The 23,255-nt window shown below is 46.5% G+C and carries 25 protein-coding genes; 3 read left to right on the top strand and 22 right to left on the bottom strand.

Going from position 1 to position 23,255, the window contains the following annotated elements:
- Positions 1-11: 11 nt before the first annotated feature.
- The 18 genes from KGMB01110_RS11865 to KGMB01110_RS11785 all read right to left on the bottom strand — a co-directional run bounded on the left by KGMB01110_RS11865 (position 12) and on the right by KGMB01110_RS11785 (position 17,341).
- Complete coding sequence (locus tag KGMB01110_RS11865; RefSeq protein ID WP_119298498.1) at positions 12-485, bottom strand: DUF4358 domain-containing protein; 474 nt, start codon at positions 483-485, stop codon at positions 12-14.
- Positions 485-1,216 carry a GDSL-type esterase/lipase family protein gene (locus KGMB01110_RS11860; protein WP_243112810.1) on the bottom strand — a complete coding sequence of 244 codons (732 nt, stop codon included), beginning with the start codon at positions 1,214-1,216 and terminating at the stop codon, positions 485-487. Before KGMB01110_RS11860 ends, KGMB01110_RS11865 begins: the two co-directional genes overlap by 1 nt.
- A gap of 187 nt (positions 1,217-1,403) precedes the next feature.
- A complete protein-coding gene (locus tag KGMB01110_RS11855; protein WP_119298496.1) occupies positions 1,404-1,658 on the bottom strand; it encodes a heavy-metal-associated domain-containing protein in 255 nt (84 codons plus the stop codon).
- A gap of 70 nt (positions 1,659-1,728) precedes the next feature.
- The gene (locus tag KGMB01110_RS11850; protein WP_119298494.1) at positions 1,729-4,293 is read right to left on the bottom strand and encodes a heavy metal translocating P-type ATPase; all 2,565 of its coding nucleotides are present in this window, start codon (positions 4,291-4,293) and stop codon (positions 1,729-1,731) included.
- A 346-nt stretch (positions 4,294-4,639) separates the two neighbouring features.
- A complete protein-coding gene (locus tag KGMB01110_RS11840) occupies positions 4,640-5,092 on the bottom strand; it encodes a SpoVA/SpoVAEb family sporulation membrane protein (protein WP_117603354.1) in 453 nt (150 codons plus the stop codon).
- A gap of 17 nt (positions 5,093-5,109) precedes the next feature.
- On the bottom strand, positions 5,110-5,538 hold the full coding sequence (locus tag KGMB01110_RS11835) for a stage V sporulation protein AB (protein ID WP_119298492.1): 429 nt from the start codon (positions 5,536-5,538) through the stop codon (positions 5,110-5,112).
- Entirely contained in the window at positions 5,528-6,163 is a 636-nt protein-coding gene (locus KGMB01110_RS11830; protein WP_117603352.1) for a stage V sporulation protein AA, read from the bottom strand. The genes KGMB01110_RS11835 and KGMB01110_RS11830 overlap by 11 nt, the downstream gene beginning before the upstream one ends.
- Positions 6,154-6,309: a hypothetical protein gene (locus KGMB01110_RS14940; RefSeq protein WP_156085443.1), complete on the bottom strand. Its 156-nt coding sequence runs from the start codon at positions 6,307-6,309 to the stop codon at positions 6,154-6,156. The genes KGMB01110_RS11830 and KGMB01110_RS14940 overlap by 10 nt, the downstream gene beginning before the upstream one ends.
- A gap of 49 nt (positions 6,310-6,358) precedes the next feature.
- Entirely contained in the window at positions 6,359-7,105 is a 747-nt protein-coding gene (locus KGMB01110_RS11825) for a SigF/SigG family RNA polymerase sporulation sigma factor (protein ID WP_117603351.1), read from the bottom strand.
- Positions 7,084-7,539, bottom strand: coding sequence for an anti-sigma F factor (gene spoIIAB / locus KGMB01110_RS11820; RefSeq protein WP_117603350.1), 456 nt, complete (start codon positions 7,537-7,539; stop codon positions 7,084-7,086). Before spoIIAB ends, KGMB01110_RS11825 begins: the two co-directional genes overlap by 22 nt.
- On the bottom strand, positions 7,536-7,850 hold the full coding sequence (locus KGMB01110_RS11815; RefSeq protein ID WP_117603349.1) for an STAS domain-containing protein: 315 nt from the start codon (positions 7,848-7,850) through the stop codon (positions 7,536-7,538). The genes spoIIAB and KGMB01110_RS11815 overlap by 4 nt, the downstream gene beginning before the upstream one ends.
- 102 nt (positions 7,851-7,952) lie before the next feature.
- Complete coding sequence (locus tag KGMB01110_RS11810) at positions 7,953-9,332, bottom strand: tetratricopeptide repeat protein (RefSeq protein ID WP_119298489.1); 1,380 nt, start codon at positions 9,330-9,332, stop codon at positions 7,953-7,955.
- A 29-nt stretch (positions 9,333-9,361) separates the two neighbouring features.
- Positions 9,362-9,499, bottom strand: a complete 138-nt coding sequence (locus tag KGMB01110_RS15055; protein ID WP_170141723.1) for a hypothetical protein — start codon at positions 9,497-9,499, stop codon at positions 9,362-9,364.
- Positions 9,500-9,639: 140 nt separating this feature from the next.
- The gene (locus KGMB01110_RS11805) at positions 9,640-11,895 is read right to left on the bottom strand and encodes an LTA synthase family protein (RefSeq protein WP_119298487.1); all 2,256 of its coding nucleotides are present in this window, start codon (positions 11,893-11,895) and stop codon (positions 9,640-9,642) included.
- Positions 11,896-12,000: 105 nt separating this feature from the next.
- The gene (locus KGMB01110_RS11800; RefSeq protein ID WP_119299216.1) at positions 12,001-14,643 is read right to left on the bottom strand and encodes a valine--tRNA ligase; all 2,643 of its coding nucleotides are present in this window, start codon (positions 14,641-14,643) and stop codon (positions 12,001-12,003) included.
- Positions 14,644-14,943: 300 nt separating this feature from the next.
- Positions 14,944-15,735 (bottom strand): glucosaminidase domain-containing protein, encoded by a 792-nt coding sequence (locus KGMB01110_RS11795; protein ID WP_243112808.1) that lies wholly within the window; start codon positions 15,733-15,735, stop codon positions 14,944-14,946.
- Positions 15,736-15,759: 24 nt separating this feature from the next.
- Complete coding sequence (locus KGMB01110_RS11790; RefSeq protein WP_170141722.1) at positions 15,760-16,794, bottom strand: asparaginase; 1,035 nt, start codon at positions 16,792-16,794, stop codon at positions 15,760-15,762.
- The gene (locus KGMB01110_RS11785) at positions 16,781-17,341 is read right to left on the bottom strand and encodes an HD domain-containing protein (RefSeq protein WP_117603343.1); all 561 of its coding nucleotides are present in this window, start codon (positions 17,339-17,341) and stop codon (positions 16,781-16,783) included. Before KGMB01110_RS11785 ends, KGMB01110_RS11790 begins: the two co-directional genes overlap by 14 nt.
- A gap of 187 nt (positions 17,342-17,528) precedes the next feature.
- On the opposite strand from KGMB01110_RS11785, the gene ymfI reads away from it, so the two are divergent.
- Positions 17,529-18,257 carry an elongation factor P 5-aminopentanone reductase gene (gene ymfI / locus KGMB01110_RS11780; RefSeq protein ID WP_117603342.1) on the top strand — a complete coding sequence of 243 codons (729 nt, stop codon included), beginning with the start codon at positions 17,529-17,531 and terminating at the stop codon, positions 18,255-18,257.
- A gap of 18 nt (positions 18,258-18,275) precedes the next feature.
- A complete protein-coding gene (locus KGMB01110_RS11775) occupies positions 18,276-19,157 on the top strand; it encodes a DMT family transporter (RefSeq protein ID WP_117603341.1) in 882 nt (293 codons plus the stop codon).
- A gap of 4 nt (positions 19,158-19,161) precedes the next feature.
- Here the strand turns inward: KGMB01110_RS11775 and KGMB01110_RS11770 are convergent, their stop codons facing one another.
- Positions 19,162-20,538, bottom strand: coding sequence for an MATE family efflux transporter (locus tag KGMB01110_RS11770; protein WP_170141746.1), 1,377 nt, complete (start codon positions 20,536-20,538; stop codon positions 19,162-19,164).
- Between the two features lie 100 nt (positions 20,539-20,638).
- The gene (gene hflX, locus KGMB01110_RS11765) at positions 20,639-21,889 is read right to left on the bottom strand and encodes a GTPase HflX (RefSeq protein WP_119298483.1); all 1,251 of its coding nucleotides are present in this window, start codon (positions 21,887-21,889) and stop codon (positions 20,639-20,641) included.
- A 123-nt stretch (positions 21,890-22,012) separates the two neighbouring features.
- Between hflX and KGMB01110_RS11760 the strand changes: the two genes are divergently transcribed.
- The gene (locus KGMB01110_RS11760) at positions 22,013-22,738 is read left to right on the top strand and encodes a 4'-phosphopantetheinyl transferase family protein (RefSeq protein WP_170141721.1); all 726 of its coding nucleotides are present in this window, start codon (positions 22,013-22,015) and stop codon (positions 22,736-22,738) included.
- A 17-nt stretch (positions 22,739-22,755) separates the two neighbouring features.
- On the opposite strand, the gene KGMB01110_RS14935 is transcribed toward KGMB01110_RS11760, so the two are convergent.
- Together KGMB01110_RS14935 and KGMB01110_RS11755 are read right to left on the bottom strand one after the other, a co-directional pair.
- Positions 22,756-22,893 carry a hypothetical protein gene (locus KGMB01110_RS14935; protein WP_156085442.1) on the bottom strand — a complete coding sequence of 46 codons (138 nt, stop codon included), beginning with the start codon at positions 22,891-22,893 and terminating at the stop codon, positions 22,756-22,758.
- Positions 22,894-22,898: 5 nt separating this feature from the next.
- Positions 22,899-23,243 (bottom strand): tetratricopeptide repeat protein, encoded by a 345-nt coding sequence (locus tag KGMB01110_RS11755; RefSeq protein ID WP_170141720.1) that lies wholly within the window; start codon positions 23,241-23,243, stop codon positions 22,899-22,901.
- Between the last annotated feature and the right edge of the window lie 12 nt (positions 23,244-23,255).

Below are 23,255 nucleotides of genomic sequence, written 5' to 3'. Positions count from 1 at the left end.
TTCCGCCCTTTCTATAAACTGTCTAAGAATGCCTGACGGACTTTCGATGTATTTCCGCCAACATAATAAAGAATATAGTTTCCTTTCACTTCCAGTACATGATCCTTCAAAAGCTTTGTCTGTTCTGCACCATAGCCTTCAAAACTCTTCTTCTGGGTATCCAGCCGTTCTTCAATCGCATCCTGTACCGCATCGCTCTGAGACACGTCTGTCAGTTTGATCAGAAACAATTCCTTTGCATCCATATTGTCAGAAGGCGCATAGAGAATTGCCCCTTCATAATCCTTTGGATTTAATCCGTAAAACCGCTTAACCATACGGTTCTCTGAAGGAGAGGCATCCTTGAAGTCCGACACACTCACCACTGCTTTTTCCACCGTATCGATCTGCGCGTTGCTGATGGGATCTCTCCGCATATCGAACACAATAAATCCAAGTAACAATACCACCAGTGTGATCTTGATATAGGTATAATAATTCTTCATCACTCTTCTACCTCTGTCAGCATATTGGCTGCCCAATACTTATAGAATTCGGTTTCCACATGAAGTCCGTCTTCCTGATACAGATTTTCATGTTCCTTCGCCAGTTGGGTATTGTCAATATAAGGCCAGCCCTCTTCTTCGCACATCTTCTGAAGTGCGTCATTGTACTCATCAATTCTCGGATAATCCGGATCCGCATCCAGTCCCACACCCACTGCCGGGAGAATGGAATTGATATAGATCGTGGCATCCGGCAATGCCTTCTGAAGTTTCTTTACGACCTTGGCATAATCCTTGGCATAATCATCCGCATCCGGCCACTGTCCCAGTCCCACATCATTCAGACCGTAGCACAGGAAAATCATATCCGGATTCAAGGTCTTTAACTGATCCAGATATTTCGTGGCATCTGTAATAATTCCACCGCCTTCTGCCATTACCTGTTCTTCAGGCAGAAATTCATGGAAATAGAATCCAACCGCTCTGGAATCTCCCAGAATCACCGAATTGGAAAATTCTGACCAGACTGCATCCTCATCCGAATCCGCCAGTTCCAAGCCCATAGAAGATCTCACCGTCTTGATATTTGTCTGGATCTCTTTCAGATCCTGGCCTTCCAGTTCCTTTAAATAAGCCACTCCTTTTTTTACTTCTTCGGCTTCTTTATGCCGCTTTCTCATCCCGTTTATAAACACAAAAAGAAGGGCAGCAATAATCACTACTGCTGCCATCAGAAAAATCATCCTTTGTTTTTTGACTTTGTGTAATTGCTTTTCAGTCACTGAATTCCACCATTTCCTTTTACTGATAACACTCTGATGCCATTCTAACAAAATGCGACAGAAAAGTCAACGAAACAACGGCCTTCGCCGCCGTTCCAACACCATTTTCAGGCCAATTCCTGGTTTGGCTTTCTTCCTATCTTCCGAACAAAGAAAATCCTTTCTTTTCATACGGTTCTGTGGTCACATTTCCCGGAGTGTATCCGCTTTCTTTAATGACCTCTTTTACTTTTTCTTCATCCAGCGCTTCCTCTGCAATAATCTCTGTCACGCCCTTGCTGTGAGAAGATGACACCTTTTTCACATCAAATGCTGCTCGAATCGCATCATTTACATGTGCCTCACACATTCCACAAGCCATTCCTTCCACTTCTGCTGTAATCTTATACATCCTGGTTCCTCCTTTACCTCTTTACAGTTTGCCTGTATTCACTTTTAATTTTTCATTTTCTGGTTACATTTTATTTCACACGGATCACTTTGTATCCGGCTTTTTCGATTGCCTGTTTCAATTTTTTATCCTCTACTTCCGCATTGAGTACAACGGTTGCCACACCGCTCTGAAAGTCTGCGGTTGCCTCGTCTACTTCCGGCAATTCCTCCAGTGCCTTTTTTACATGGGCTTCACAGTGTCCGCACATCATGCCTTTGACCTGGATTGTCTTTTCCATAGAAGCGGCAGTTGCTCCGTCAACGGGGCCTGACCCTTTTGCCGTCATATCTCCATCGGGGCCTGACCCTTTTGCAACACACTTCCGGTCTTTCTTTGTGTTTCGGATATCAAACAGGTTCAGTCTCAGGGCATTGCTTACCACACAGAAACTGGAAAGACTCATAGCCGCTGCTCCGAACATCGGATTTAATTTCCAACCAAATAGCGGGATCCATACCCCTGCCGCCAGCGGAATTCCGATAATATTGTAAATAAAGGCCCAGAACAGATTTTCATGAATATTGCGAAGGGTAGCACGACTCAGCCGAATTGCTGCCGGCACGTCACTCAACCTGCTCTTCATCAGTACTACATCTGCCGCATCCATTGCAATATCCGTTCCTGCTCCAATGGCAATTCCAAGATCTGCCCTTGTCAGTGCCGGTGCATCATTGATTCCATCTCCCACCATGGCAACCTTCCCCTGACGCTTCAAGTTTCGGATCACCTGTTCTTTTCCATCCGGGAGGACTCCGGCGATGACCTCATCCACACCAGCCTGTGCACCGATTGCTCTTGCGGTTCGCTCATTGTCTCCGGTCAGCATCACCACATGGATTCCCATGTTTTTCAGTTCACTGATGGCTTGTGGGCTGTCTTTTTTGATCACATCCGCCACGCCGATGATCCCCTGAAGAACCCCGTCTTTTGCAAATGCAAGCGGGGTCTTTCCTGCTTCTGCCAGAGTAGCTGCTGCCTTTTCCAGTTCCTCAGAAAGTACTGCCTTTGTCTTCATAAACGCAATGTTTCCACCCAAAAGGGCCTGTCCCTTTTGAACTCCTTCCAAACCATTTCCAGGAAGTGCATGGAACTCTTCTAGCTCTTCACTCTGTATCTGCTCCTCCTCTGCTTTTCGGTTGATGGCTTTTGCCAGCGGATGTTCACTCTGTTTTTCCAACTGATATGCCATTTCCAGAAGTTCTCGTTCGGATACCTTTGCTGCCGGAATCAGATCCGTCACTTCCGGCTCTCCGCTTGTGATCGTTCCTGTCTTATCCAGCGCAACAACCTGTACTTTTCCTGCCTCTTCTAAGGATACCGCATTTTTAAACAAAATGCCATTCTTGGCACCCATTCCGTTGCCTACCATAATCGCAACCGGTGTCGCCAATCCCAGTGCACACGGGCAACTGATTACTAACACGGAAATTCCACGGGCAAGGGCAAATCCGAAGGTCTGTCCACACAACATCCAAATCAACGTTGTCACAACTGCGATTGTAATAACAACTGGCACAAAGACTCCCGACACCCGGTCTGCCACCTTGGCGATCGGAGCCTTGGTCGCTGCCGCATCGCTGACCATCTGGATAATCTGGGAAAGGGTCGTATCTTCGCCGACTCTTGTTGCCTCGCAACGGATAAATCCTGTCTGGTTTACCGTTGCCGCCGATACCGCGTCTCCCTCGGTCTTATCTACCGGAATACTCTCTCCGGTCAGGGCTGATGCATTGACTGCTGTATTTCCACTTATAATTACGCCATCCACCGGAATCTTTTCTCCCGGACGAACCACAAACTGATCTCCGACCTTTACCTGCTCTATCGGGATTTCCTGTTCCTCTCCGTCTTTCAAGATCACTGCCGTCTTCGGGGACAGTTTCATCAGACTTTTTAATGCGTCTGTGGTCTTGCCTTTGGATTTCGCCTCCAGCATCTTTCCGACTGTGATCAGCGCAAGAATCATGGCTGCCGATTCAAAGTAGAAATCCATCATATAATTCATGACCGCATCCATGTCCCCTCTGACTTGTGCTCCGGTCATGGCAAACAAGGCATAGGTACTGTAAACAAACGATGCCGCCGAGCCCAATGCCACAAGCGTATCCATATTCGGTGCTCGGTGCCAGAGACTTTTGAATCCGCTGATAAAGAACTTCTGATTGATCACCATGATAATTGCGGAAAGTAAGAGCTGAACCAGTCCCATCGCTACATGGTTTCCATCAAACCACTTCGGCAAAGGCCAGCCCCACATCATATGTCCCATGGAAAAATACATCAGGACGATCAGAAATCCCAGAGATGCTATCAGACGCCGTTTTAAAACGGGAGTTGCTTTATCTTCTAGGGCATCTTCCTCCGCGGAGTGACTCTGTGCCGCTGTCCCGGATCCATTTTTCACGGAAGCTCCGTATCCGGCCTCTTCCACCGCATGAATGATATCCTGTGCACTGGCCGTTCCCTCGACTCCCATGGAGTTGGTCAGAAGGCTGACCGAGCAACTGGTAACTCCCGGCACTTTTGACACTGCTTTTTCCACACGGCTGCTACATGCTGCGCAGCTCATTCCGGTTACTATATACTGTTCCATTCTATCTTCCCCTTGCTTTCTCTTTCTAAGCTTCTTCTCTTTCCCTTGTTCCTTTATTTTCAGGTAGATTATATACCCCATAAGGGTATATGTCAACCTGTATTTTTCTCAAATGAGTCTCAAATGAGTTTCTTCACATGAACAGGCTCTCCAATCTATCGGAAAGCAAACCTTCCATTGATTAAACTAATTGGAACACATGTAAAAAAAAGCAACCAGTGCACAGATTACTCTGGCATGGATGCTTCACAAATATCCAAATGCAGTTCTCATTCCGAGTTCCAGGACTTCGGAGTGTATTCTGAAAAACCTAGTTGCATGGAATATCACTTTAACAGACAACAAATTATACCACCAGCTTCCAGAGCCAGTAAATCAGCCCCAGAACCCAACTGGTAAAAATCCCATACAGGATCACCGGTCCCGCAATCGTAAAGATCTTGCAGCCGATTCCCATGACCTGCCCTTCTTTCTTGTATTCGATAGCCGGTGCCGAGACGGAATTTGCAAAACCGGTGATCGGAACCAACGCACCTGCACCGCCCCATTTGGCAATCTTCGGATAGATTCCTGTACCGGTTAGAAGCACGCTGATCAGCACCAGCAGCAGGGAGGTCCAGTTTCCTGCCATATCTTTTGACAGTCCATACTCCTCTTTCCCGATGGTCTGGATGATTTCTCCCAGCAGGCAAATGCTGCCGCCTGTCACAAAGGCCTTTGCCATATTTGCCCATAAGTTATGAACCGGAGTTTTCTGTTTGACATACTGCTCATATGCTTTCTGATCCTGCTTGTTCATAGTATCTCCTCGCTTTCTTACCATCTTTTCCAGAAGAACAGCAACGCTCCCAGAGTTTTTCCCAATGCAATTGCCAGAATAAACCAGGACAGATGGCTGGTTAGTTTTATTCTTCTTATGAAAATAGGATAGGCATTTAATACTTCCGCCAGTGCCATCGCCCAACACCCCACAAACACGCCCGCCAGACTTCCGTAAACAGCCAGAAGCCATATTACTCCCGACAATCTCCCCGCCTGATTCAGGGCATACACAGAAATCAGATTTCCGACGATTCCTCCCAGTGCCACTGCGTCCTCATACAAAAGGATCTTATTTCCCGTATGTGTTCGGTCCGCCAAATCAGAGATCACACCCAGACCGATGATAAAGGAGAACAGGCCGCCTGCCACCGTCACGCCGGCTCCCAGACCGGTCACTGCCAGCAATAGCTGTCTAATCCACATCCAGTTCTTTCCCCTTTCTGGAATAATTTTCCACCAGTGTCGTCTGGATATCATTTTCATACAACCGCATTTCCACTTCGATCGGTGTGGGATCCACGGAGAACCGTTTCTTGCCGAAATGATTAAAAAATACCAGAATTCCCACAGATACCCCGATACTGTATGTCAGTTCCAGAATGGTAAATCCCGTGCTTTCTTCTCCGGTTGCCCATTGATACAACTGTCCGAACAGAGTGGTTACATTTACATCATTGTTAAATGACATCATCGAAAATGCAGCCCCGAAAAAGGAAATCAGTACGACCAGAATCACTTTTCCACACTGGAACCAGGCGTTGGGCTTTTTTCCGCCTTCGTATGTGACGATCAAATCGGTTTCCCCCAAATTTTGAATGTCCAGCTCCGGAAAGTTTTGATGCAGCAAGGCAATAATCTCCAGAACTGAGACGACGACTCTGTGGCATCCTTTCTGCGGGAGTTTCAGGATCTTTTCTGTTTTGATCCTGTTTTTCAGATGGGGATCTGCACATTCCACCGCCAGCAGATCCCCCACGGTTATGTCTGTATGATCTATTTCTGCGTTGCGATCTCCTTTGATATATACGATCGGACGATTTACAGCCATGTTCTCACCACCGCAATCAGCGTTCCTTCACTGACTGTCGCATCCTTTTGATAACAACTCCATCCCCAGTAGATCACGCCCACACAGACCGCCAGTATCACAATCAGCATCAGGCAGAGATTTAATTTTTTTCTTCCGTCATCCATGTCCTTCACACTCCTTTTACAGGACATAGTATTTCTCATTTTTCTCAGATTATGCGGAAGACTTTTTTATTTCTTCCCCTTGTTGTCCTAAGTTTCTCAGTCGTTCCAGGATCTTTTTCTCCATTCGTGACACCTGCACCTGAGAAATTCCAAGACGCGCTCCCACCTCCGACTGTGTCACTTCCTGAAAATATCTCAGATAAATGACCTGCCGTTCCTCTTTGTTCAGTCCTTCCAGCAACTGATCTACCAATAGTCGATTCAGCACTTCTTCCTCCTTTGTTTCCTCTTCCACCAGCTTGTCCATCAGGCGGATCTCACTTCCATCCTGCTGATAAATGGAACGGTTCAGCGAATCCACTTCATTGCCGGACTCCAGCGCCCACACCACTTCTTCCTTCTCTACCTGGAGGAACTCTGCGATTTCCTCGATGGTCGGTTCCCGTCCCTGTTTTTTCAACAGTTCTTCCTTCGCCAGAAAAATTTTACAGGACAGTTCCTTCAGGGAACGACTGACCTTCAACATACCGTCGTCCCTTAAGAATCTTTTGATTTCTCCGGATATCATAGGCACTGCATAAGTTGACAACTTCACCTGATAATTCAGGTCAAATTTATCAATCGCCTTCAAAAGGCCAATGCTGCCGATCTGGAACAGATCCTCTGCCTCCACACCTCTTCCGAAGAACCGCTTTGCCACACACCAGATCAGTCCCACATTTTCTTTTACCAGTTGTTCTCTCGCTTCTTTATCTCCCTCGTGTGCCTGCTGAATTAACGAGAGTGTGTGGTCCATAACTGATTTCCTTTTCCGATCATTTTTTTCATCCGAACCAATGTCCCTTTTTCCGGTTCTGATTCCACCGTCAGATCATCCATAAAGGCTTCCATAAAAGAAAAGCCCATTCCGGAGCGTTCCAGTTCCGGTCTTGTGGTAAACATCGGTTCCATTGCCTTTTCCACATCCAGAATCCCGATTCCTGAATCCTGCACTTCTATGTACAGTGTCCTTCCCTGGATCCTGCAGCGGATTGTAATCTTCCCTTCCCTGTTTTCATAGCCGTGGATGATGGCGTTGGTCACGGCCTCAGACACTGCCGTTTTTACATCCGCCACTTCTTCCACTGTTGGATTTAACTGGGTTAGAAATGCGGCAACCGCCACTCTGGCAAATCCTTCATTGCAGGATCTGCTGTCAAACTTCAACTCCATTTCATTTGTGTCGTTCATATCGCTTCCTCCTCATATACATGCAAAATTTTTGTCACCCCGGACAGGATGAGAATCCGTTTCATCCGCTCATTCACATGGATTGCCCAGACTTCTCCGCCCATCAGATACAGATTTTTATACCGCCCCATGATCACACCGATGCCGGAGCTGTCCATAAAATCTGTTTCCTGAAAATCAAAAATCACAATCTTGATGTGATTGCGTTCGATCATTTCGTCTACTTCTCTTTTCAGTTCTTCTGCCGCGTGATGGTCTACTTCCCGTGGCAGAAAAATCGTAAGACTGTTTTCCTGAACCTGATACTTCATATACTCCTCCTCCATTTTTATAGCAAAAAAGAGAATGCAACTTCTGCATTCTCTTCTTTCGTTTTGTTTCTTTTATTTTCTTCGATTTTCTCTTCTTTGCTTCTATTCTTCGTCCTCGTAAGATTCATCGTCATACGAATCATAAGAGGAACTACTGTCCGACTGCGTCTGGATCTTTCCGTCCAATGCCTCCTGCGCCTGATCTGCCAGATCCGAATCCGGGAACAGTTCGATCACCCGCTTAAACTGCGTGTTGGCATTCTCTATATCCCCGTTTCTCGCATATGCCACGCCCAGATAATACAGGCCTTCCCCATCTCCGTAACTTTCATCCATCTTGATCACCTGTGTCAGTGCCTCGACGGCCCCTGCATAATCTCCCACATCAATGTCATTGACTCCGGCAGAATACTGACGATCACAGACTGCGGAGAAAATATCCCCTGCCAGACGGTCATAGAGCTCCTGTCCGCTGGTTCCCAATGAATCTCGGTTCACCAGAAGTAAGGTCTCCGCCATGGTCGCATTACTGTAACTTCCGTCATTATACTGATCTGATACCGTCATCAGATTTTCATAACTATCCTTGGTACTGGATGCGGTCGCTACGGCAGCCTGAGTCTCTTCGCTGTTATTGCGGTATTCATCCAGCGCTTTTTTCTGGGCACTGATCTGTGCCTGCTGTGCTGCATACTGTTGGCTGAATTCCTGAATCTGCTTTGTATTGGCATCTGTTCTGGACTGTATCACGGCCGGAAGAACCAAAAACCACAAGATCGCTGCACCGATCGCGATTCCCAGAGCCAGATTGACCGCGGTTACTTTCATTACCACGCCTTTCATCGCCGCACTCGCCGGCTGGATAATGGTTTCATTTCCAAGCTTGTAAGTGATGGTATTTGCCGCACGTTCTTTGGGTTCTCTGGAACGTTTTCCTTTTTTCTGCGTAATCTCATGGGTATAACGCAGTGTCATCTCATCGGTGGTATCCAACTTTCTTGCACTGCGAAGTACCTGAAGGGCCTTCGAATACTGTTCGGTATGAAGATACAACAGGGCCAACAGTTGCTGCGCCTTTAAAAACCCCGGCTGCGATGCCACGATCTTCTTTAACTGGATGATTGCCAGATCCTCGCCGCCTTGTTCACAGTAAGTCAGACACTGATTAAATTTCTTTACCGCCTGGTTGTATGCTTCCAGTTCACTCTGAGAGCTTCTTACATTCTCGATATAATAATTTGCAATGTTGTCATGGGCTTTCAGATTCTTGCTGATGATCCATTCCACCAACGCCTCTGCGATCTCTCCCCGTCCGTAATAAACCAACCCCAGCAGATTTCTCGCTGCGATATTTTCCCGGTTGTACTGAAGACTTTTCCGAAGAGAAAGAATGGCTCCGGACAGATCCCGGATCTGTGCCTTTCTCAACCCGTCATTATACCAGTAATTGGACTGATATAAGATCTTATCTTTATAATTCATTGATTTTCTCCATCATGCAGTCTTCGGAACTATTTCCCGGTCTGATCCATTACTTCCCGTAAAAGATCCGTCATATCCGACAGATCTTCCTGGTAGACCGCATCTTCTATATCCTCGACTTCCAGACTTGGTTTGAACTTTTTCAGCTCTTCCTCAAAATCCAACATACTTCTGACACCTCTTATTCATTATGATACTCCTGTTTTCGCGAAAAATCAGTACAGTTTCATGATACGCACTGTCCATAAAATTTTCAAGGCACCGGCCCTTCTTTTTTCGAAAATCGTACGCCCTTTTTCAACAAATTTTATGGCTGCTGCTCTGACACTGACTGTTCCGCTGCCTGATCTGTCTCCGGCTGTGCACCGTCGGCTTCCTGAGTCTCCTGCTCAGCCTTCCATGCTTCCCAGTCTTCTTTCTTCATCAGCTTGCCATCCTGGTAAACATAAGTCTGTGAAGTCCGGAAAATCGTGTTGCTGGATCCAACCTGGCTGATCTCCAGCTCATCTCCGTTTTCAAGCTTGGTATCCGTCAATTCAATTCTTGTATTATTCAGGAACTTACTGTCCTGTTTTTCATCATTTACATAAACCTTACTCCACTTGGTAAAGTTTTCTCCGTAAATACTGTACGTTCCGTCCAGTTGGGAAATCAGATCCGTGACTTCCACATCTTTGACCCCCATCTCCATGTGTCCTTCTGTGATCGGCGCACCATTCTTCTGATAAGCATACTGTTTGCCATAGAGGATGTCGTACTGCAGAAGTTCCAGATCCGCCTGATAATTCTTACTCTTTCTGCGGTTCTGATGATAATTAAAGACTGTACCCGCATGGATGTCCAGCCGGTCAAAAACTTCAGCCATAATCTGATATGCCGCAAGGTTCATATCTTTCTTTTCCAGTCCGATATTGTCCCAGATCACATAATTGGTGTTGTACAGATAGCGGCTCTTCAAATCCTTTGCTTCCAGTCCGAGCGTCGGAAGATGGTCTCCGTAAAAGACAAGAACGGTCGGTTCATTTCTCGCCTGTACTTTCTGGATCAGAGAACCCACGAATTTGTCCATCTCATGGACTTCATTGACATAATACTCCCATGCGTTTCGCTTTCCTTCGTCTTCCACACCGCCTACAATGATCTCCGGATTTTCCAGAACCGGTTCGGTCGGATAATCTCCGTGTCCCTGTACGCTGACGGTAAAGACAAAATCCCTGCCTTCTGTGGTATCCATAGATTCCATGATATTCGGAATCAGCACATCATCGGTAGCCCAGCCTTTCGGAGTGGTCTGAAGAATATTCATAAACTCCTTGCTGGTATAATGATCAAATCCCATGTTATTAAATACTTTGGCACGGCTGTAGAAATTACCACCGTTGTTGTGAAGTGCTTCGGTTCCATAGCCAAGCTTGCCAAGGGCACTGGCCGCACTTTCACAGACATTCTCTTTGACGTAGGTCTTGTACGGATATTCTCCCGGTCCGAAGAAACGCATACTCATTCCGGTCAGCACTTCAAATTCCGTATTGGCGGTTCCCGCTCCCACAGACGGTGCCTTAAAATACCCTCTGGAATAATTGGCATAGAGATTCCGTAAATTCGGGATAGGATCTGAGGAGAAGGTCAGCCATTCCACCTCTGTCGGATCAAAGTAAGATTCCAACTGGACGAACATAATATTCGGCAGTTCGTCCGTGGCCTTTCCGGTCACACTCTTGTTATAATCCCCGTTATCCGTGATCTCATCCATCGTCTCTTTGGTATAGTCTGCCGGTTCATTGATTCCGGTATTAAACACGCTGGCCGTAAAGCAGTATGGAAATCCATAATCTTCATAGGCAAATGCGATATTTCCGAAATAGTTGGACACCACGCGCTGGTCGATAGCAACATTGGTCAACACCACATAACCACCAATCCAGACTACCACGCCGAGCAAAGCCGGGATCCGGTAAATTTTCCCGGTATACTGTCCGCCTCTTCGCCACATGGAGATCACCCAGACCACCACTGCCACGATACCGATCGCAAGAAGGGTCAGCTCAAATGGATTAAAGTAGTTGTTGATCAGCGACACCGCATCCGATGCCACCTTCAGATCCTGCGCATTAAACGGGGTCACTCGTTTCATCAGCATATAGCCATTGCTGATTCCAAGAATCAGCCAGAATACGCTGAGCAGAATCCTGGTGAACACTCTCCGTTTAAACAGATATACAATGGAAAAAGTTGCAAAAATCAGATACGTGTTGAATAAAAATACCTTTGGTGATCCAATTAGGTAATTCCAGGCTGCAAACAGGGAATGCCTGGAAATCACTTCGATCAGAAAATTCAGAATACATGCCAGTACAAAGTGGCACAGCAACGACAGTCTGTTCATCCACTTATAGACCGGCTGCATCTTCTTTGCAAACGCACTGTTTCTGCGCTTTTCCAGAATCCGCGCCCTGCGTTCTCTTCGCGCTTTGATATACTGTTTGATGTCCCCCCACCTTATGTTTCTCACTCTTTGAAAAAAGCCCTTGATATCCGGCTTCTTTACCCGAATCTTTCGCATTCTGAACCTCTCTGTTTCATTTGATGTTTTCTTTTATCATGTCTAATTTATCACGTCTTACGTCCAACAGACTTCCTTTGTTCTTCCATCTGTCAGATTTCCCTCTTACAGAATCTTCAGACGTTCGATTACCTGCTCATACATCTGAGTATAAGTTTCCAGTTTTTCTTTTTCTTCATCCACCTTTGCCTTCGGTGCTTTGCTTAAGAACTTCTCATTGCCAAGCATTCCTTTCGCACGGGCAATCTCTTTTTCCAGTCTGGTCTTTTCTTTTTCCAGTCTGGCGCGTTCTTGCTCAAAGTCAACCAGTTCATCCAACGGCAGATAGACCGTTGCATCCGGCACTACGATGGAAACTGCATCGGATGCAATTCCTTCTTTTGTCTTCTGGAACAGAAGTTCTGTTCCGCCCATCAGACCGACTACAGAATCCGCAATCTCTGACAGGCCTTCTGTAATCCAATCCTCTCCGCATACCACATAAATCTTGGTCTTGCGATTGTTTGGAACATTCATCTCGGTACGAATATTACGGATTCCACGGGTGATAGCCTTATAGTGCTCGATGATCTGCTCATCTTTCTCGAAGTTCCATTCTTCTTTATAAACTGGCCACTCGGACATCATCAGGGATTCTTCCTCCGGAACCAGCGCTCCGTAAATTTCCTCTGTGATAAATGGCATAAACGGATGAAGCAGTTTCAGCGCCTGTTTCAGAACCGTCTTCAATACCCAAAGTGCACAGTTCGCTGCATCCGGATTGACATCTGCCTGATAGATCCGGAATTTTGTCATCTCGATATACCAGTCACAGAACTCATCCCAGATAAAGTCATATACTTTCTGAACTGCGATTCCCAGTTCATACTTGTCCATATTCTCCGTCACTTCTTTTGCCAGACTGTTCACTCTGGATAAGATCCAGCGGTCCATCGGTGTAAAGAGTTTGTGATCCGGTTCTTCCACTCCCTTTTCTTCCATGTACATCAGGATAAAACGGGAAGCATTCCATACTTTATTTGCAAAATTACGGCTGGCTTCCACACGTTCACTATAATAACGCATGTCATTTCCAGGCGCATTTCCTGTTACCAGAGTCAGTCGAAGGGCATCTGCTCCGTACTGATCGATGACTTCCAGCGGATCGATACCATTTCCCAGAGACTTACTCATCTTTCTTCCCTGAGAGTCACGAACCAGTCCATGAATCAGAACCGTGTTAAACGGAGCCTTTCCGGTATGTGCATATCCGGAAAATACCATACGGATTACCCAGAAGAAGATGATATCATATCCGGTTACCAGTACGTTGGTCGGATAGAAATAGTCCAGATCTTCTGTTTTCTCCGGCCATCCCAACGTAGAGAACGGCCACAGGGCGGAACTGAACCAGGTATCCAGTGTATCCTCATCCTGTGTAAAATGTGTACATCCGCAATGTGGGCACTTCTCCGGTACACCACGGGATACCACAACTTCTCCACATTCATCACAGTAATAAGCCGGGATTCTGTGTCCCCACCAGATCTGTCTGGAAATACACCAGTCTTTGATATTTTCCAGCCAATGCAGATAAATCTTGTCAAATCTTTCCGGAACAAACTTCAGTTCTCCGGTCTTCAGGGCGTTGATTGCCGGTTTTGCCAGTTCGTCCATCTTTACAAACCACTGCTGTTTGATCAGCGGCTCTACGGTGGTATGGCATCTGTCATGGGTCCCTACATTATGGGAATGCGGAGCGATCTTCACCAGATAGCCCTGCTCTTCCAGATCATGAACAATTGCAGCTCTCGCTTCATACCGATCCATTCCAGCATATTTTCCACCCTTGCTGTTGATGGTGGCATCATCATTCATGATGTTGATTTCTTCCAAGTTGTGACGTTTACCAACCTCAAAGTCATTCGGGTCATGTGCCGGTGTAATCTTTACGGCTCCGGTTCCGAATTCTTTGTCTACATAATAATCTGCAATGATCGGAATCTCTTTATTTACCAACGGAAGTAATGCTTTCTTTCCTACGATATCTTTATATCTTTCATCATCCGGATGTACTGCGATGGCTGTATCTCCCAACATCGTTTCCGGACGTGTAGTTGCGATCTCCAGGAAATCATCGGTTCCTACGATCGGGTACTTGATGTGCCAGAAATGTCCGTCCTGCTCCTCATGCTCTACCTCTGCATCAGAAAGGGAAGTCTTACATACCGGACACCAGTTGATAATACGGGATCCCTTGTAAATATATCCTTTTTCATAGAGGCTGATGAAGACTTCCTCTACTGCTTTAGAACAGCCCTCGTCCATAGTGAAACGTTCTCTGTCCCAGTCACAGGATACACCCAGTTTCTCCAACTGTTTTTCGATAGTTCCTGCATACTCTTCTTTCCATTCCCAGGTACGTTTCAGGAACCCTTCCCTTCCCAGTTCCTTTTTATCGATACCTTCTTCTTTTAACTGATTGGTAACCTTTACCTCCGTAGAAATTGCTGCATGGTCTGTTCCCGGGATCCACAGAGCATTATATCCCTGCATTCTCTTATAACGGATCAGAATATCCTGCAGGGTGTTGTCCACTGCATGTCCCATATGCAGCTTTCCGGTAATATTCGGAGGCGGCATCACGATCGTAAACGGTTTTTTGCTGCGATCTACCTCTGCATGGAAATATTTCTTCTCGCACCATCGCTCATAAAGCTTTGGTTCGATCTCTTTCGGGTTGTACGTTTTTTCAAGCTGTTTGCTCATGTTTTTTACCTGACCTTTCCCTCGTTCCTTATATTTCACAGTTTTTTCATACTTTCAAACATAAAAAAACCCTCTACAAACTGTAAAGGGCGAATCAAGATACGGCACTCGCCGTTTGGTGCCCTGCACTTTTGAAGGCTGAAGCCACCTATCCACCGTTAATTTTCCATTAACTATGCTATATCATAGCTTTCTAACGCCGATTTGTCAAGGAATTTACGGAATCTTAAGATGTGCTGACATCTGTTAAGTATACAGTCCTCTTAAAACATCCTTCGAAAGATGTCGCCCGGGCTGCATCTAAGGCTTCGGAAGATTTTGGATCATCTCCACAATAGAGTCTCCATATTTTTCTGCTGTTGCCCAGCCCTGTCCCTGCGGATTCTCCTGTTTGCCCAACCATTCCACATAAGGGGCACTTCCTTTGATCACATACTGATATCTGGTATCCACACAGTCCTGATTCAACGGTTCCTCCGTCGCATAGGCTTTCAGGTGTTGGATCTGTGCCCGAATCCCGGTTCGCACATCCGGGAAACTGTCTCCTTGCACGCCGTTTCCGGTGGTTCCGATCCCCGCAAAATTATATTGCTCAATCTTCGCGTCTCCGCCATATTGCAGCCATGCCGTCTCCTTCATGGTCTGGACGAACGCCACCTCCGGCCGCACACCCTCTGCTTTTGCTTCCTCACAGTAAATCTGTGCAAAGGTTTCGATATCTTCCGCTCCGCCTTTTCCGAGGACTTCTGACGGATATGGAAGATTCGCCGTTTTAAAATAATTTGCCAGTTCCTTTGCTGTTACAGCAGACGTACCCAGAATCGGATATCCCTCCTGTACATTTGCCGCAGTCTCAGCTTCCTCTGAGTCTTTTTTCGACTTTCCATCCTTTGGCTGTATTGCTGCGTTCCCATCCTGCTCTGACTGCTTCTGAGCTTTTGTCTCTTTCGTGCTCTGTTCTGCTTGACTCCCAGTCGCCAACCTGCTTCCGTCTGCTGCTTTCAGACAGACACGACCTCCTATGACCACAAGCAGGAACAGCATCACTGCCATTCCCGCTTCCAGTATCACTTTCTTTTTTTCTTTCTTCACGTTTTCTCCAGCCTGTATCATTTTTTACACATTATGTGCAAACGTTTCCAGATATGTCCTACATGTTTCCAATATATTTTCTTTCTCCGGATGAGCCATCTGCCACATCATGCAGGCTGTGACTGCTTCTGCCGTAAGTCTTCCGGATTCTTCCATGCCCAACTCTTTCTTTGCCCGAAGTCCCACTTCGTACACACTCAAATCCGTTCCTTCCAGCAAAGCCTGTGTCTCCATCACTGTAAGATAACCTTTCTCTTTTCGAAGCGGCATGACCTCTTCGAATACTTCTTCCAGATAGTTTGGAATTCCACCCAGACCAAACCCCTCGATCAACACACCCTTTGTCTGCATCAGGATCTGACGAACCATTTCCCGGCTGATTCCCGGTGTCAGTTTGAGCGCACAGAGGTCTTCTTCCATCTCTAGGTAAAATTGGGGCTTTTCGCTGATTCCCGCATCCCGAAACACACCGGCTGTAGTCTCAATCTTCACCCGTCCGTTTTCAATCGTCGCCAGAAGCGGTCTGTTAATACTGACAAATGCATCAAAACTTTCCGTCTTCCATTTTCTGGCACAGAGTCCATCGATTACCTTTCCATTGAAGACAACGGACACTCCCCGCGCCTCCGGTCGGATTCCATATAAAAATGCATCATATAAATTCTGTTTTGCGTCCGTCCCTGCCGCTTCCATCGGAAGCTGAGATCCCGTCAGGATCACCGGTTTATTCAGACCCTGTAACATCACCGAAAGGGCCGCCGCCGTATATGCCATCGTATCCGTTCCATGACTGATCACGAATCCATCGTAATCCTCATAGAAATCCCGGATCGTCTCCACCAACAGTTTCCAGTGTTTCGGCGTCAGATCCGTACTGTCTATGCTGCATACCGGTCTTATTTCCACCTTACACAATTGCTCCAGCCCATCGATCTGACGGATCAGGGTTTCCCCGTTGATTCCGGGCATCCGTCCGTTCTGTGTCTCCACGGAAGCGATAGTGCCACCGGTCGTCAGCAGTATAAATTTCTTCCGAGATACCTGCTTACTCCGGCTCATGCTCTTCATTCTCCCCGAAATTTTTCACCACAAGCCTGCAGTATTCTTCATACGCCGGAACTCCTGCAAATGTATCCTTCAAAGAATCTCTGACCCCTTTATAATACCAGGCGATTGCCTGTTTGCTCTTCATCCGAAATCGATTCCATAACTCTTCTCCATGGACCGGATAGTCCCGGTCGATATCCCTCATGTTGGAAAGCTTGTCCGCCAGTCCGATCATCTGAACCTCTCGGGGTGCCGTTTTGATGAACCGGATCGTCGCTCCTTTTCTCTCTTTCCAGGTCTTGGACTTATCCTCACTCTCCAAAGCAACCATTCCCGCAACCCGCGGGCCAAATTCCCGTTCCAGAACCTCCGCCGTCACCGATTCGCAGTCCTCAATCGTATCATGAAGAACTGCTGCGCTGATGATTTCCTCGTCTTCTGTCATCGTTGCCACGATATCGCTGACCTCGATGGGATGCACGATATAGGGTCTGCTGGTTCCTTTTCTAAACTGACCTTCGTGTACTTTTGTCGCAAATTCAATGGCTTTATCAATCATTTTCTCTCTCCTGTCGAATCGTTTCGATGTATAGTTTCATCATATCACATCATTTTTCGTTTTTCCATCCTCCATTCTCGTTTCCCACGTTTCTGATTCAGAATCCTTTTTATTGCATCTTTTTTTTCTTTTTGATCTATTGTATAATGTAGAAACTGTGAGTCTATCAAGCTTTGAGGTGAATCAAATGAAAAAAAATGTATGGATCACCGGTGCTTCCAGAGGAATCGGGCGTGCCTGCGCACTTGCCTTTGCTGACGGAGAACACCGTTTATTTTTAAATGGATTTCATTCCGCAGATCCGTTAATGGAACTCTGCCACACACTGACCGAAAAAGAAACGGAATGTATCCCGCTGATCGGAGATATCAGCGACTCCAGACAGGTTCAGGAGATGTATGCACAGATTGAAGCGAACTGCGATGGAATTGATATTCTGATCAACAATGCCGGGATCGCACACTTCGGACTGTTGTGTGATCTAAGCGATGAGGACTGGGATCGCATCATCCGCACCAATCTGTCTTCCGTATTTTATACCTGTCGCGCAGTCCTTCCTTCCATGATCAGCAAAAAATCCGGGAAGATCCTGAATGTATCCTCCATGTGGGGAAGAGTCGGTGCTTCCTGCGAGGTGGCATATTCCGCTTCCAAAGCCGGTGTACAGGGTCTGACTCAGGCTCTGGCAAAAGAACTGGCCCCCAGCAACATTCAGGTCAACGCTGTTGCCTGCGGAGTCATTGATACCGATATGAATGCACGTCTTTCCGAAACGGACCGGAAAAATCTGGCAGAAGAAATCCCGGCCGGACGATTTGCACGCCCGGAAGAAGTCGCAAACTTTTTATACGATCTGTCCCGCTCGCCCGAATATTTAACCGGGCAGGTGATTGGATTTGACGGTGGTTATATTTAAACGGAGGTTATATGTTACATGAGTACACAAAAGACAAATGCCTGCCTGTTTCTGGCTGCCCTGATCTGGGGACTTGCTTTTGTAGCACAACAGATGGGTATGGATTATCTGGAACCCTTTTCCTTCAACGGAATCCGCTTCCTGATCGGATCCGTTATCCTTCTTCCGGTTATCTTTTATTCTGACCAAAAACGAAAACTTTATCTCAAAGAAGTTCCGCCACTTGATAAAAAACTTTTACTGATTGCCGGTCTATGGTGCGGAATTCCTCTTGCATTTGCTTCTGCAGTCCAGCAGATTGCGCTGGTATATTCTCCGGCCGGAAAAGTCGGTTTCCTGACCGCCATGTATATTCTGGTGGTTCCGATCCTGGGAATCTTTTTCCGCAAAAAAATCACCCCGAATATCTGGATCGGGGTGCTGATTGCCGTAGCCGGTATGTATCTGCTCTGTATGTCCGGGGGCTTTACATTAACAAAAGGTGATTCCTTCGCCATTTTCTGCGCATTTATCTTTGCACTGCAGATCATGGCAATCGACCACTATTCCCCAAAGACCGACGTCCTTCGTCTGGCCTGTCTGGAATTTTTTATTGCTTCTGTGATCAATCTATTCTTTGCGTTTCTTCTGGAGACGCCGACTCTGTCAGGGATCTCCCATGCGATCCTTCCGCTGCTTTACACCGGAGTATTGTCCAGCGGTGTCGCCTATACCCTTCAGGTGGTAGCCCAGAAATATGCTCAGCCTACGATCGCAGCCTTGCTGATGAGTCTGGAATCCGTCTTTTCCGTACTGGGTGGATGGCTGATCCTGCATCAGAATCTGTCCCTGCGCGAAACCTTCGGTTGTGTGCTGATGTTTGCGGCGATTATACTGGCGCAGTTGCCGGAGAAAAAGTAAAAAATCACACTGCTTTCATCTTCCGCACTTCCCGGATCCCAAAAACTACCGCCACGGCAAAGGCCGCTGCATCTGCAATCGGTCCTGCATACATGACTCCGTCTATTCCGAAAAAGATTGGGAAGATCACGATCAATGGCAGCAGGAACAAGATCTGTCTGGTCAGGGAAACCACCGCACCCAGTCTGGCTTTTCCGATTGAAGTGAATCCTCCTGAAATCAACGGATGCAATCCATTTACAAAGGTCAGGAACATATAAATCCGGAAATATCGCTCCGCAAACCGAAAATAGGCTTCTTCTCCACCTCCGAAGATTCCGATGATCTGTCTTGGAAATAACTGAAAGCAAAGAAAAAACACACATCCAATCCCGAAGATCAACACAATAGACTTCCGCAGGGTTTCCAGAACCCGTTTATAGTCTTTTCCTCCATAGTTATACCCAATGATCGGCTGGCATCCCTGTGAGATTCCGATACAGATTGCCATGAAGACCATATTTACTTTCGAGATGACTCCCGCACATGCCAGTGGGATTTCCGCTCCATAAGAAGAAGCCGCCCCATAATATCGCAACACATTGTTCATGGTGATCTGAACTACTGCCATTGCGATCTGATTGATACAGGACGCCATTCCCAGAGAGAAAATTGGACTCAGGTACACAAGTCTCGGCCGCAACATTTCTTTTTTCAGATTCAGATTCTTAAATTTCACGAAATAGACGATCACCATCAATCCCGAAAAAATCTGTCCGATCACTGTAGCCCAGGCTGCTCCTTTGATTCCCCAGTGGAATCCGAAAATAAACAGTGGATCCAGAATCGTATTGATGATCGCGCCGCTCAGCATACAGGTCATGGAATAGGTCGGATTTCGATCTGCACGGATCATATGATTTCCGCCTGTTGTCAAAATCAGAAACGGAATTCCGAAAGCCGTGATCCCGGTATAATCCAATGCATATGGCAGCACTTCTTCTGTCACACCGAACACATGCAGCAATGGATTCAAAAACAGCAATACAATCACCGCAATGCACACCCCGCCTATTACCAGAGCCGCCAGACCGCTTCCCATGATCCGACACGCTTTCTTATCTTCCCCTGCTCCTGTTTCCAGATTGTAATTGGATGCGCTTCCAATCCCCAGAAGCAGGGCAGTCGCCGTACAGATAATGCTGATTGGAAATGCAATGTTGGTGGCTGCATTTCCCAGAAGGCCCACGCCTTGTCCGATGAAAATCTGATCCACAATATTATAGAGGGAGCTAACCAGCATGCTGATGGTCGCCGGAATGGAAAATTTTGCGATCAGTTTTCCAACCTGTTCCGTTCCCAGTTCATTTTTCGTTTCGCTTTTCACTTCATTTTCTGTCATTTTCTCTTCTTCCAATTTCTGCTTCTTCTCCAACTGTCGTTCCTTTTTCTTCATTTTATTACTCACACTGTTGTTTCTCTGTGTTTTCCGTTCTCGCTTTTTACTCGATTCCTGTTACTTTTGTGTATAATTCTTTCGGAACATAGGCTTTGACTTCAATTCCATTCTCCTTATATTCTTCTTTCAGAAGCTGACCTTCTTTTCGGATCAATTGGATCCGTCCTGCCTGGTCATAAGGAAATAATCGTTCCACATAGATCTGATCTGCTCTCAGGATCTCAGACAGGGCTTCTTTCAGTTCTTCCAGCCCTTCTCCGGTATGCGCCGAGGTTTCCACGGTCCGATCCGCATTCAGATCTTTGATGTGTACCGATTCTTCCAGTCGATCCTGTTTGTTAAAAACAGTGATCACCGGTTTTCCATTTACCCCCAGCTCCCTCAGAGTTTCATAGACTACATGCATCTGCTCTTCCATTCTCGGATTGGAAACATCCACCACATGAATGATAATGTCCGCATACAGTACTTCCTCTAACGTACTTTTAAATGCTTCTACCAGATGGTGCGGAAGTTTTTGAATAAAGCCTACGGTATCTGTCAGAAGGACTTCCTGCTTATCCGGAAGGGTCAGAACCCTTGTGGTCGTATCCAGTGTAGCAAATAACATGTCATCCGCCAGAATGTCTGAACCGGTCAGTTCATTTAAACAGGTGCTTTTTCCCACATTGGAGTACCCCACCAGTGCTGCTGTTTTCAGATTGGATCTGCCTCGTTTCGCATGGATGATCTCCCGGTGTGCCCGGACTTCCTCCAACTGCTTTTTCAACTGTGTGATTCGGCTTCGGATCAGTCGTCTGTCCATCTCCAGTTTCTTTTCTCCCGGACCTCTGGTTCCGATCCCTCCGCCCAGTCTGGACAGGGAACTTCCGAGCCCCGCAAGTCTGGATGCTCGATATCGAAGCTGCGCCAGTTCTACCTGAATCTTTCCCTCGCTGCTGATCGCCCGCTGTGCAAAAATATCTAGGATCAACAGTGTCCGATCCATGACCTTGCAGTCCAGTTCCCGCTCCAGATTACTCATCTGTGCCGGCGACAGCTCATCATCGCATACAATCCCTGTTGCCTCTGTCTCAAAGAGCAGGAACTTCAATTCCTGAATCTTTCCCTTTCCGATATAGGTGCCCGGATGGACTGCCTCCCGTTTCTGTAAAAGGCTTCCGCAAACAGTGGCTCCGGCTGTTCGCACCAATTCTTTTAATTCATCCAGAGAGTCTTCCGTCTCTTTCATGACGCCATCCGCAACCCCCACCAGGATCACTCGCTCTTCTACTTCTTCTATCTCATACCCCATTCGGATTCTACCTCCTGCTATTTTATACTTTTGATTCCCTACTTGACAGGCCTCTTCCTGCGACCGATAATGAAAGAAATTCTTTGAAACAATTTTCATATAAAAGACTGCGAGGACCTACCATTGAAATTATCTGTTCTTTCCATTCCCTCCTGGGATTTTTTAACTGAATCTGTATCCTGTTCTTCTCTGAAAAAAGAAGAAATCCGTGTATATCTGCTGCACAGTCCGGATTGTCCTGTCCCTGACTGTCATGACAAATTTCTTCCACATGTACAGGCACATCTTCTTACCCAAAAGCTTCTTTCCTCTCTGGAAGGACTTATCGAAGATCAGATCCGGCTCGAAAAAGGCCCTCACGGAAAACCTTTTCTTCCCAACAGTAATCTTTCTTTCAGTCTGACGCATTCCGGAGAATGGGTCGCTGCCTGCTTTTCCAGAGAGTATTCTGTCGGAATCGATCTGGAACATAAACGTCTTCCTGTTGTCTCCGATGAATTCACAAAAGATCTTGCAAAAAAAGAACGCCTGATCCGACGTTTCTTTCATCCTCTCGAAGTATCTGCCTGGGAAAAACTCCCGGATTCACTCAAACTGAACTGGTTTTATCGTTACTGGACCATGAAAGAAGCTCTGCTGAAAGGCACCGGAACCGGCCTATCTGTACCTACTGACAATTTCTGTCTGGTTCCCGGAGAAAATTGCCAGTCTGCATACTGGATCGCGAGAGCTCAGGAGCCCTCGGATCCTTCTTATCACAACTGGCGGCTCTGTCCGCTGTCTCTTCCTGCGGTACCCGATCCGGAAATTCTGGTCGGAAGTCTGGCTTTTTGTCCACGCTCCCATTAAATATTTCCATTCTTTCTTTACCTGGTCTCCAAAAAGGCGGCTTCTTTCTGAGCCGCTTCGTCATCCGGATAATTTTCCAGATAGTCTGCGACTGCCTGCTTTGCATTTTCCCAGTCTTCCAGTTTTTCATAACTGACTATCAAATTATAACGCATTTCTTTCAGAACTTCTGTATAATCTGTATCTTCCTCTTTTCCCGTCTCCGCGTCACCTGTCTTATTTTTTTCTCATTCTCACTTACAAGGATACCTGCATTAAAATTATTGACAGCCCCCTGATAATCCGTCAATTTCATGGAACAGATTCCCATTAGATTGTAAATCGTAGGGGTCTTTACCGCATCCTCGAATTCCAGCGCCTGATTAAACGCCGTCAGTGCATCTTCGTAATTACCCAGTTCATACTGTGCGATTCCCACACCACGAAATGCTTCGGATTCGTTTTGCTCTTTCTCAATTGCCGTCTCAAAACTGGTGATTGCTTCCTCATATTTTTTTTCTTTCAAAAGAGTCGTTCC

The organism is Mediterraneibacter butyricigenes, assembly GCF_003574295.1.
Taxonomy (GTDB): Bacteria; Bacillota; Clostridia; order Lachnospirales; family Lachnospiraceae; genus Mediterraneibacter_A; species Mediterraneibacter_A butyricigenes.
The sequence above is the reverse complement of the archived record's forward strand: the minus strand, read 5'-3'. Positions and strand labels throughout refer to the sequence as shown.

Bases quoted from the DNA above. Each gene is read 5' to 3' on its own strand.
- KGMB01110_RS11865 (WP_119298498.1), bottom strand. From the start codon at position 485: ATGAAGAATTATTATACCTATATCAAGATCACACTGGTGGTATTGTTA.
- KGMB01110_RS11860 (WP_243112810.1), bottom strand. From the start codon at position 1,216: ATGGCAGCAGTAGTGATTATTGCTGCCCTTCTTTTTGTGTTTATAAAC.
- KGMB01110_RS11855 (WP_119298496.1), bottom strand. From the start codon at position 1,658: ATGTATAAGATTACAGCAGAAGTGGAAGGAATGGCTTGTGGAATGTGT.
- KGMB01110_RS11850 (WP_119298494.1), bottom strand. From the start codon at position 4,293: ATGGAACAGTATATAGTAACCGGAATGAGCTGCGCAGCATGTAGCAGC.
- KGMB01110_RS11840 (WP_117603354.1), bottom strand. From the start codon at position 5,092: ATGAACAAGCAGGATCAGAAAGCATATGAGCAGTATGTCAAACAGAAA.
- KGMB01110_RS11835 (WP_119298492.1), bottom strand. From the start codon at position 5,538: ATGTGGATTAGACAGCTATTGCTGGCAGTGACCGGTCTGGGAGCCGGC.
- KGMB01110_RS11830 (WP_117603352.1), bottom strand. From the start codon at position 6,163: ATGGCTGTAAATCGTCCGATCGTATATATCAAAGGAGATCGCAACGCA.
- KGMB01110_RS14940 (WP_156085443.1), bottom strand. From the start codon at position 6,309: ATGGATGACGGAAGAAAAAAATTAAATCTCTGCCTGATGCTGATTGTG.
- KGMB01110_RS11825 (WP_117603351.1), bottom strand. From the start codon at position 7,105: ATGGACCACACACTCTCGTTAATTCAGCAGGCACACGAGGGAGATAAA.
- spoIIAB (WP_117603350.1), bottom strand. From the start codon at position 7,539: ATGAACGACACAAATGAAATGGAGTTGAAGTTTGACAGCAGATCCTGC.
- KGMB01110_RS11815 (WP_117603349.1), bottom strand. From the start codon at position 7,850: ATGAAGTATCAGGTTCAGGAAAACAGTCTTACGATTTTTCTGCCACGG.
- KGMB01110_RS11810 (WP_119298489.1), bottom strand. From the start codon at position 9,332: ATGAATTATAAAGATAAGATCTTATATCAGTCCAATTACTGGTATAAT.
- KGMB01110_RS15055 (WP_170141723.1), bottom strand. From the start codon at position 9,499: ATGTTGGATTTTGAGGAAGAGCTGAAAAAGTTCAAACCAAGTCTGGAA.
- KGMB01110_RS11805 (WP_119298487.1), bottom strand. From the start codon at position 11,895: ATGCGAAAGATTCGGGTAAAGAAGCCGGATATCAAGGGCTTTTTTCAA.
- KGMB01110_RS11800 (WP_119299216.1), bottom strand. From the start codon at position 14,643: ATGAGCAAACAGCTTGAAAAAACGTACAACCCGAAAGAGATCGAACCA.
- KGMB01110_RS11790 (WP_170141722.1), bottom strand. From the start codon at position 16,794: ATGAGCCGGAGTAAGCAGGTATCTCGGAAGAAATTTATACTGCTGACG.
- KGMB01110_RS11785 (WP_117603343.1), bottom strand. From the start codon at position 17,341: ATGATTGATAAAGCCATTGAATTTGCGACAAAAGTACACGAAGGTCAG.
- ymfI (WP_117603342.1), top strand. From the start codon at position 17,529: ATGAAAAAAAATGTATGGATCACCGGTGCTTCCAGAGGAATCGGGCGT.
- KGMB01110_RS11775 (WP_117603341.1), top strand. From the start codon at position 18,276: ATGAGTACACAAAAGACAAATGCCTGCCTGTTTCTGGCTGCCCTGATC.
- KGMB01110_RS11770 (WP_170141746.1), bottom strand. From the start codon at position 20,538: ATGACAGAAAATGAAGTGAAAAGCGAAACGAAAAATGAACTGGGAACG.
- hflX (WP_119298483.1), bottom strand. From the start codon at position 21,889: ATGGGGTATGAGATAGAAGAAGTAGAAGAGCGAGTGATCCTGGTGGGG.
- KGMB01110_RS14935 (WP_156085442.1), bottom strand. From the start codon at position 22,893: ATGCGTTATAATTTGATAGTCAGTTATGAAAAACTGGAAGACTGGGAA.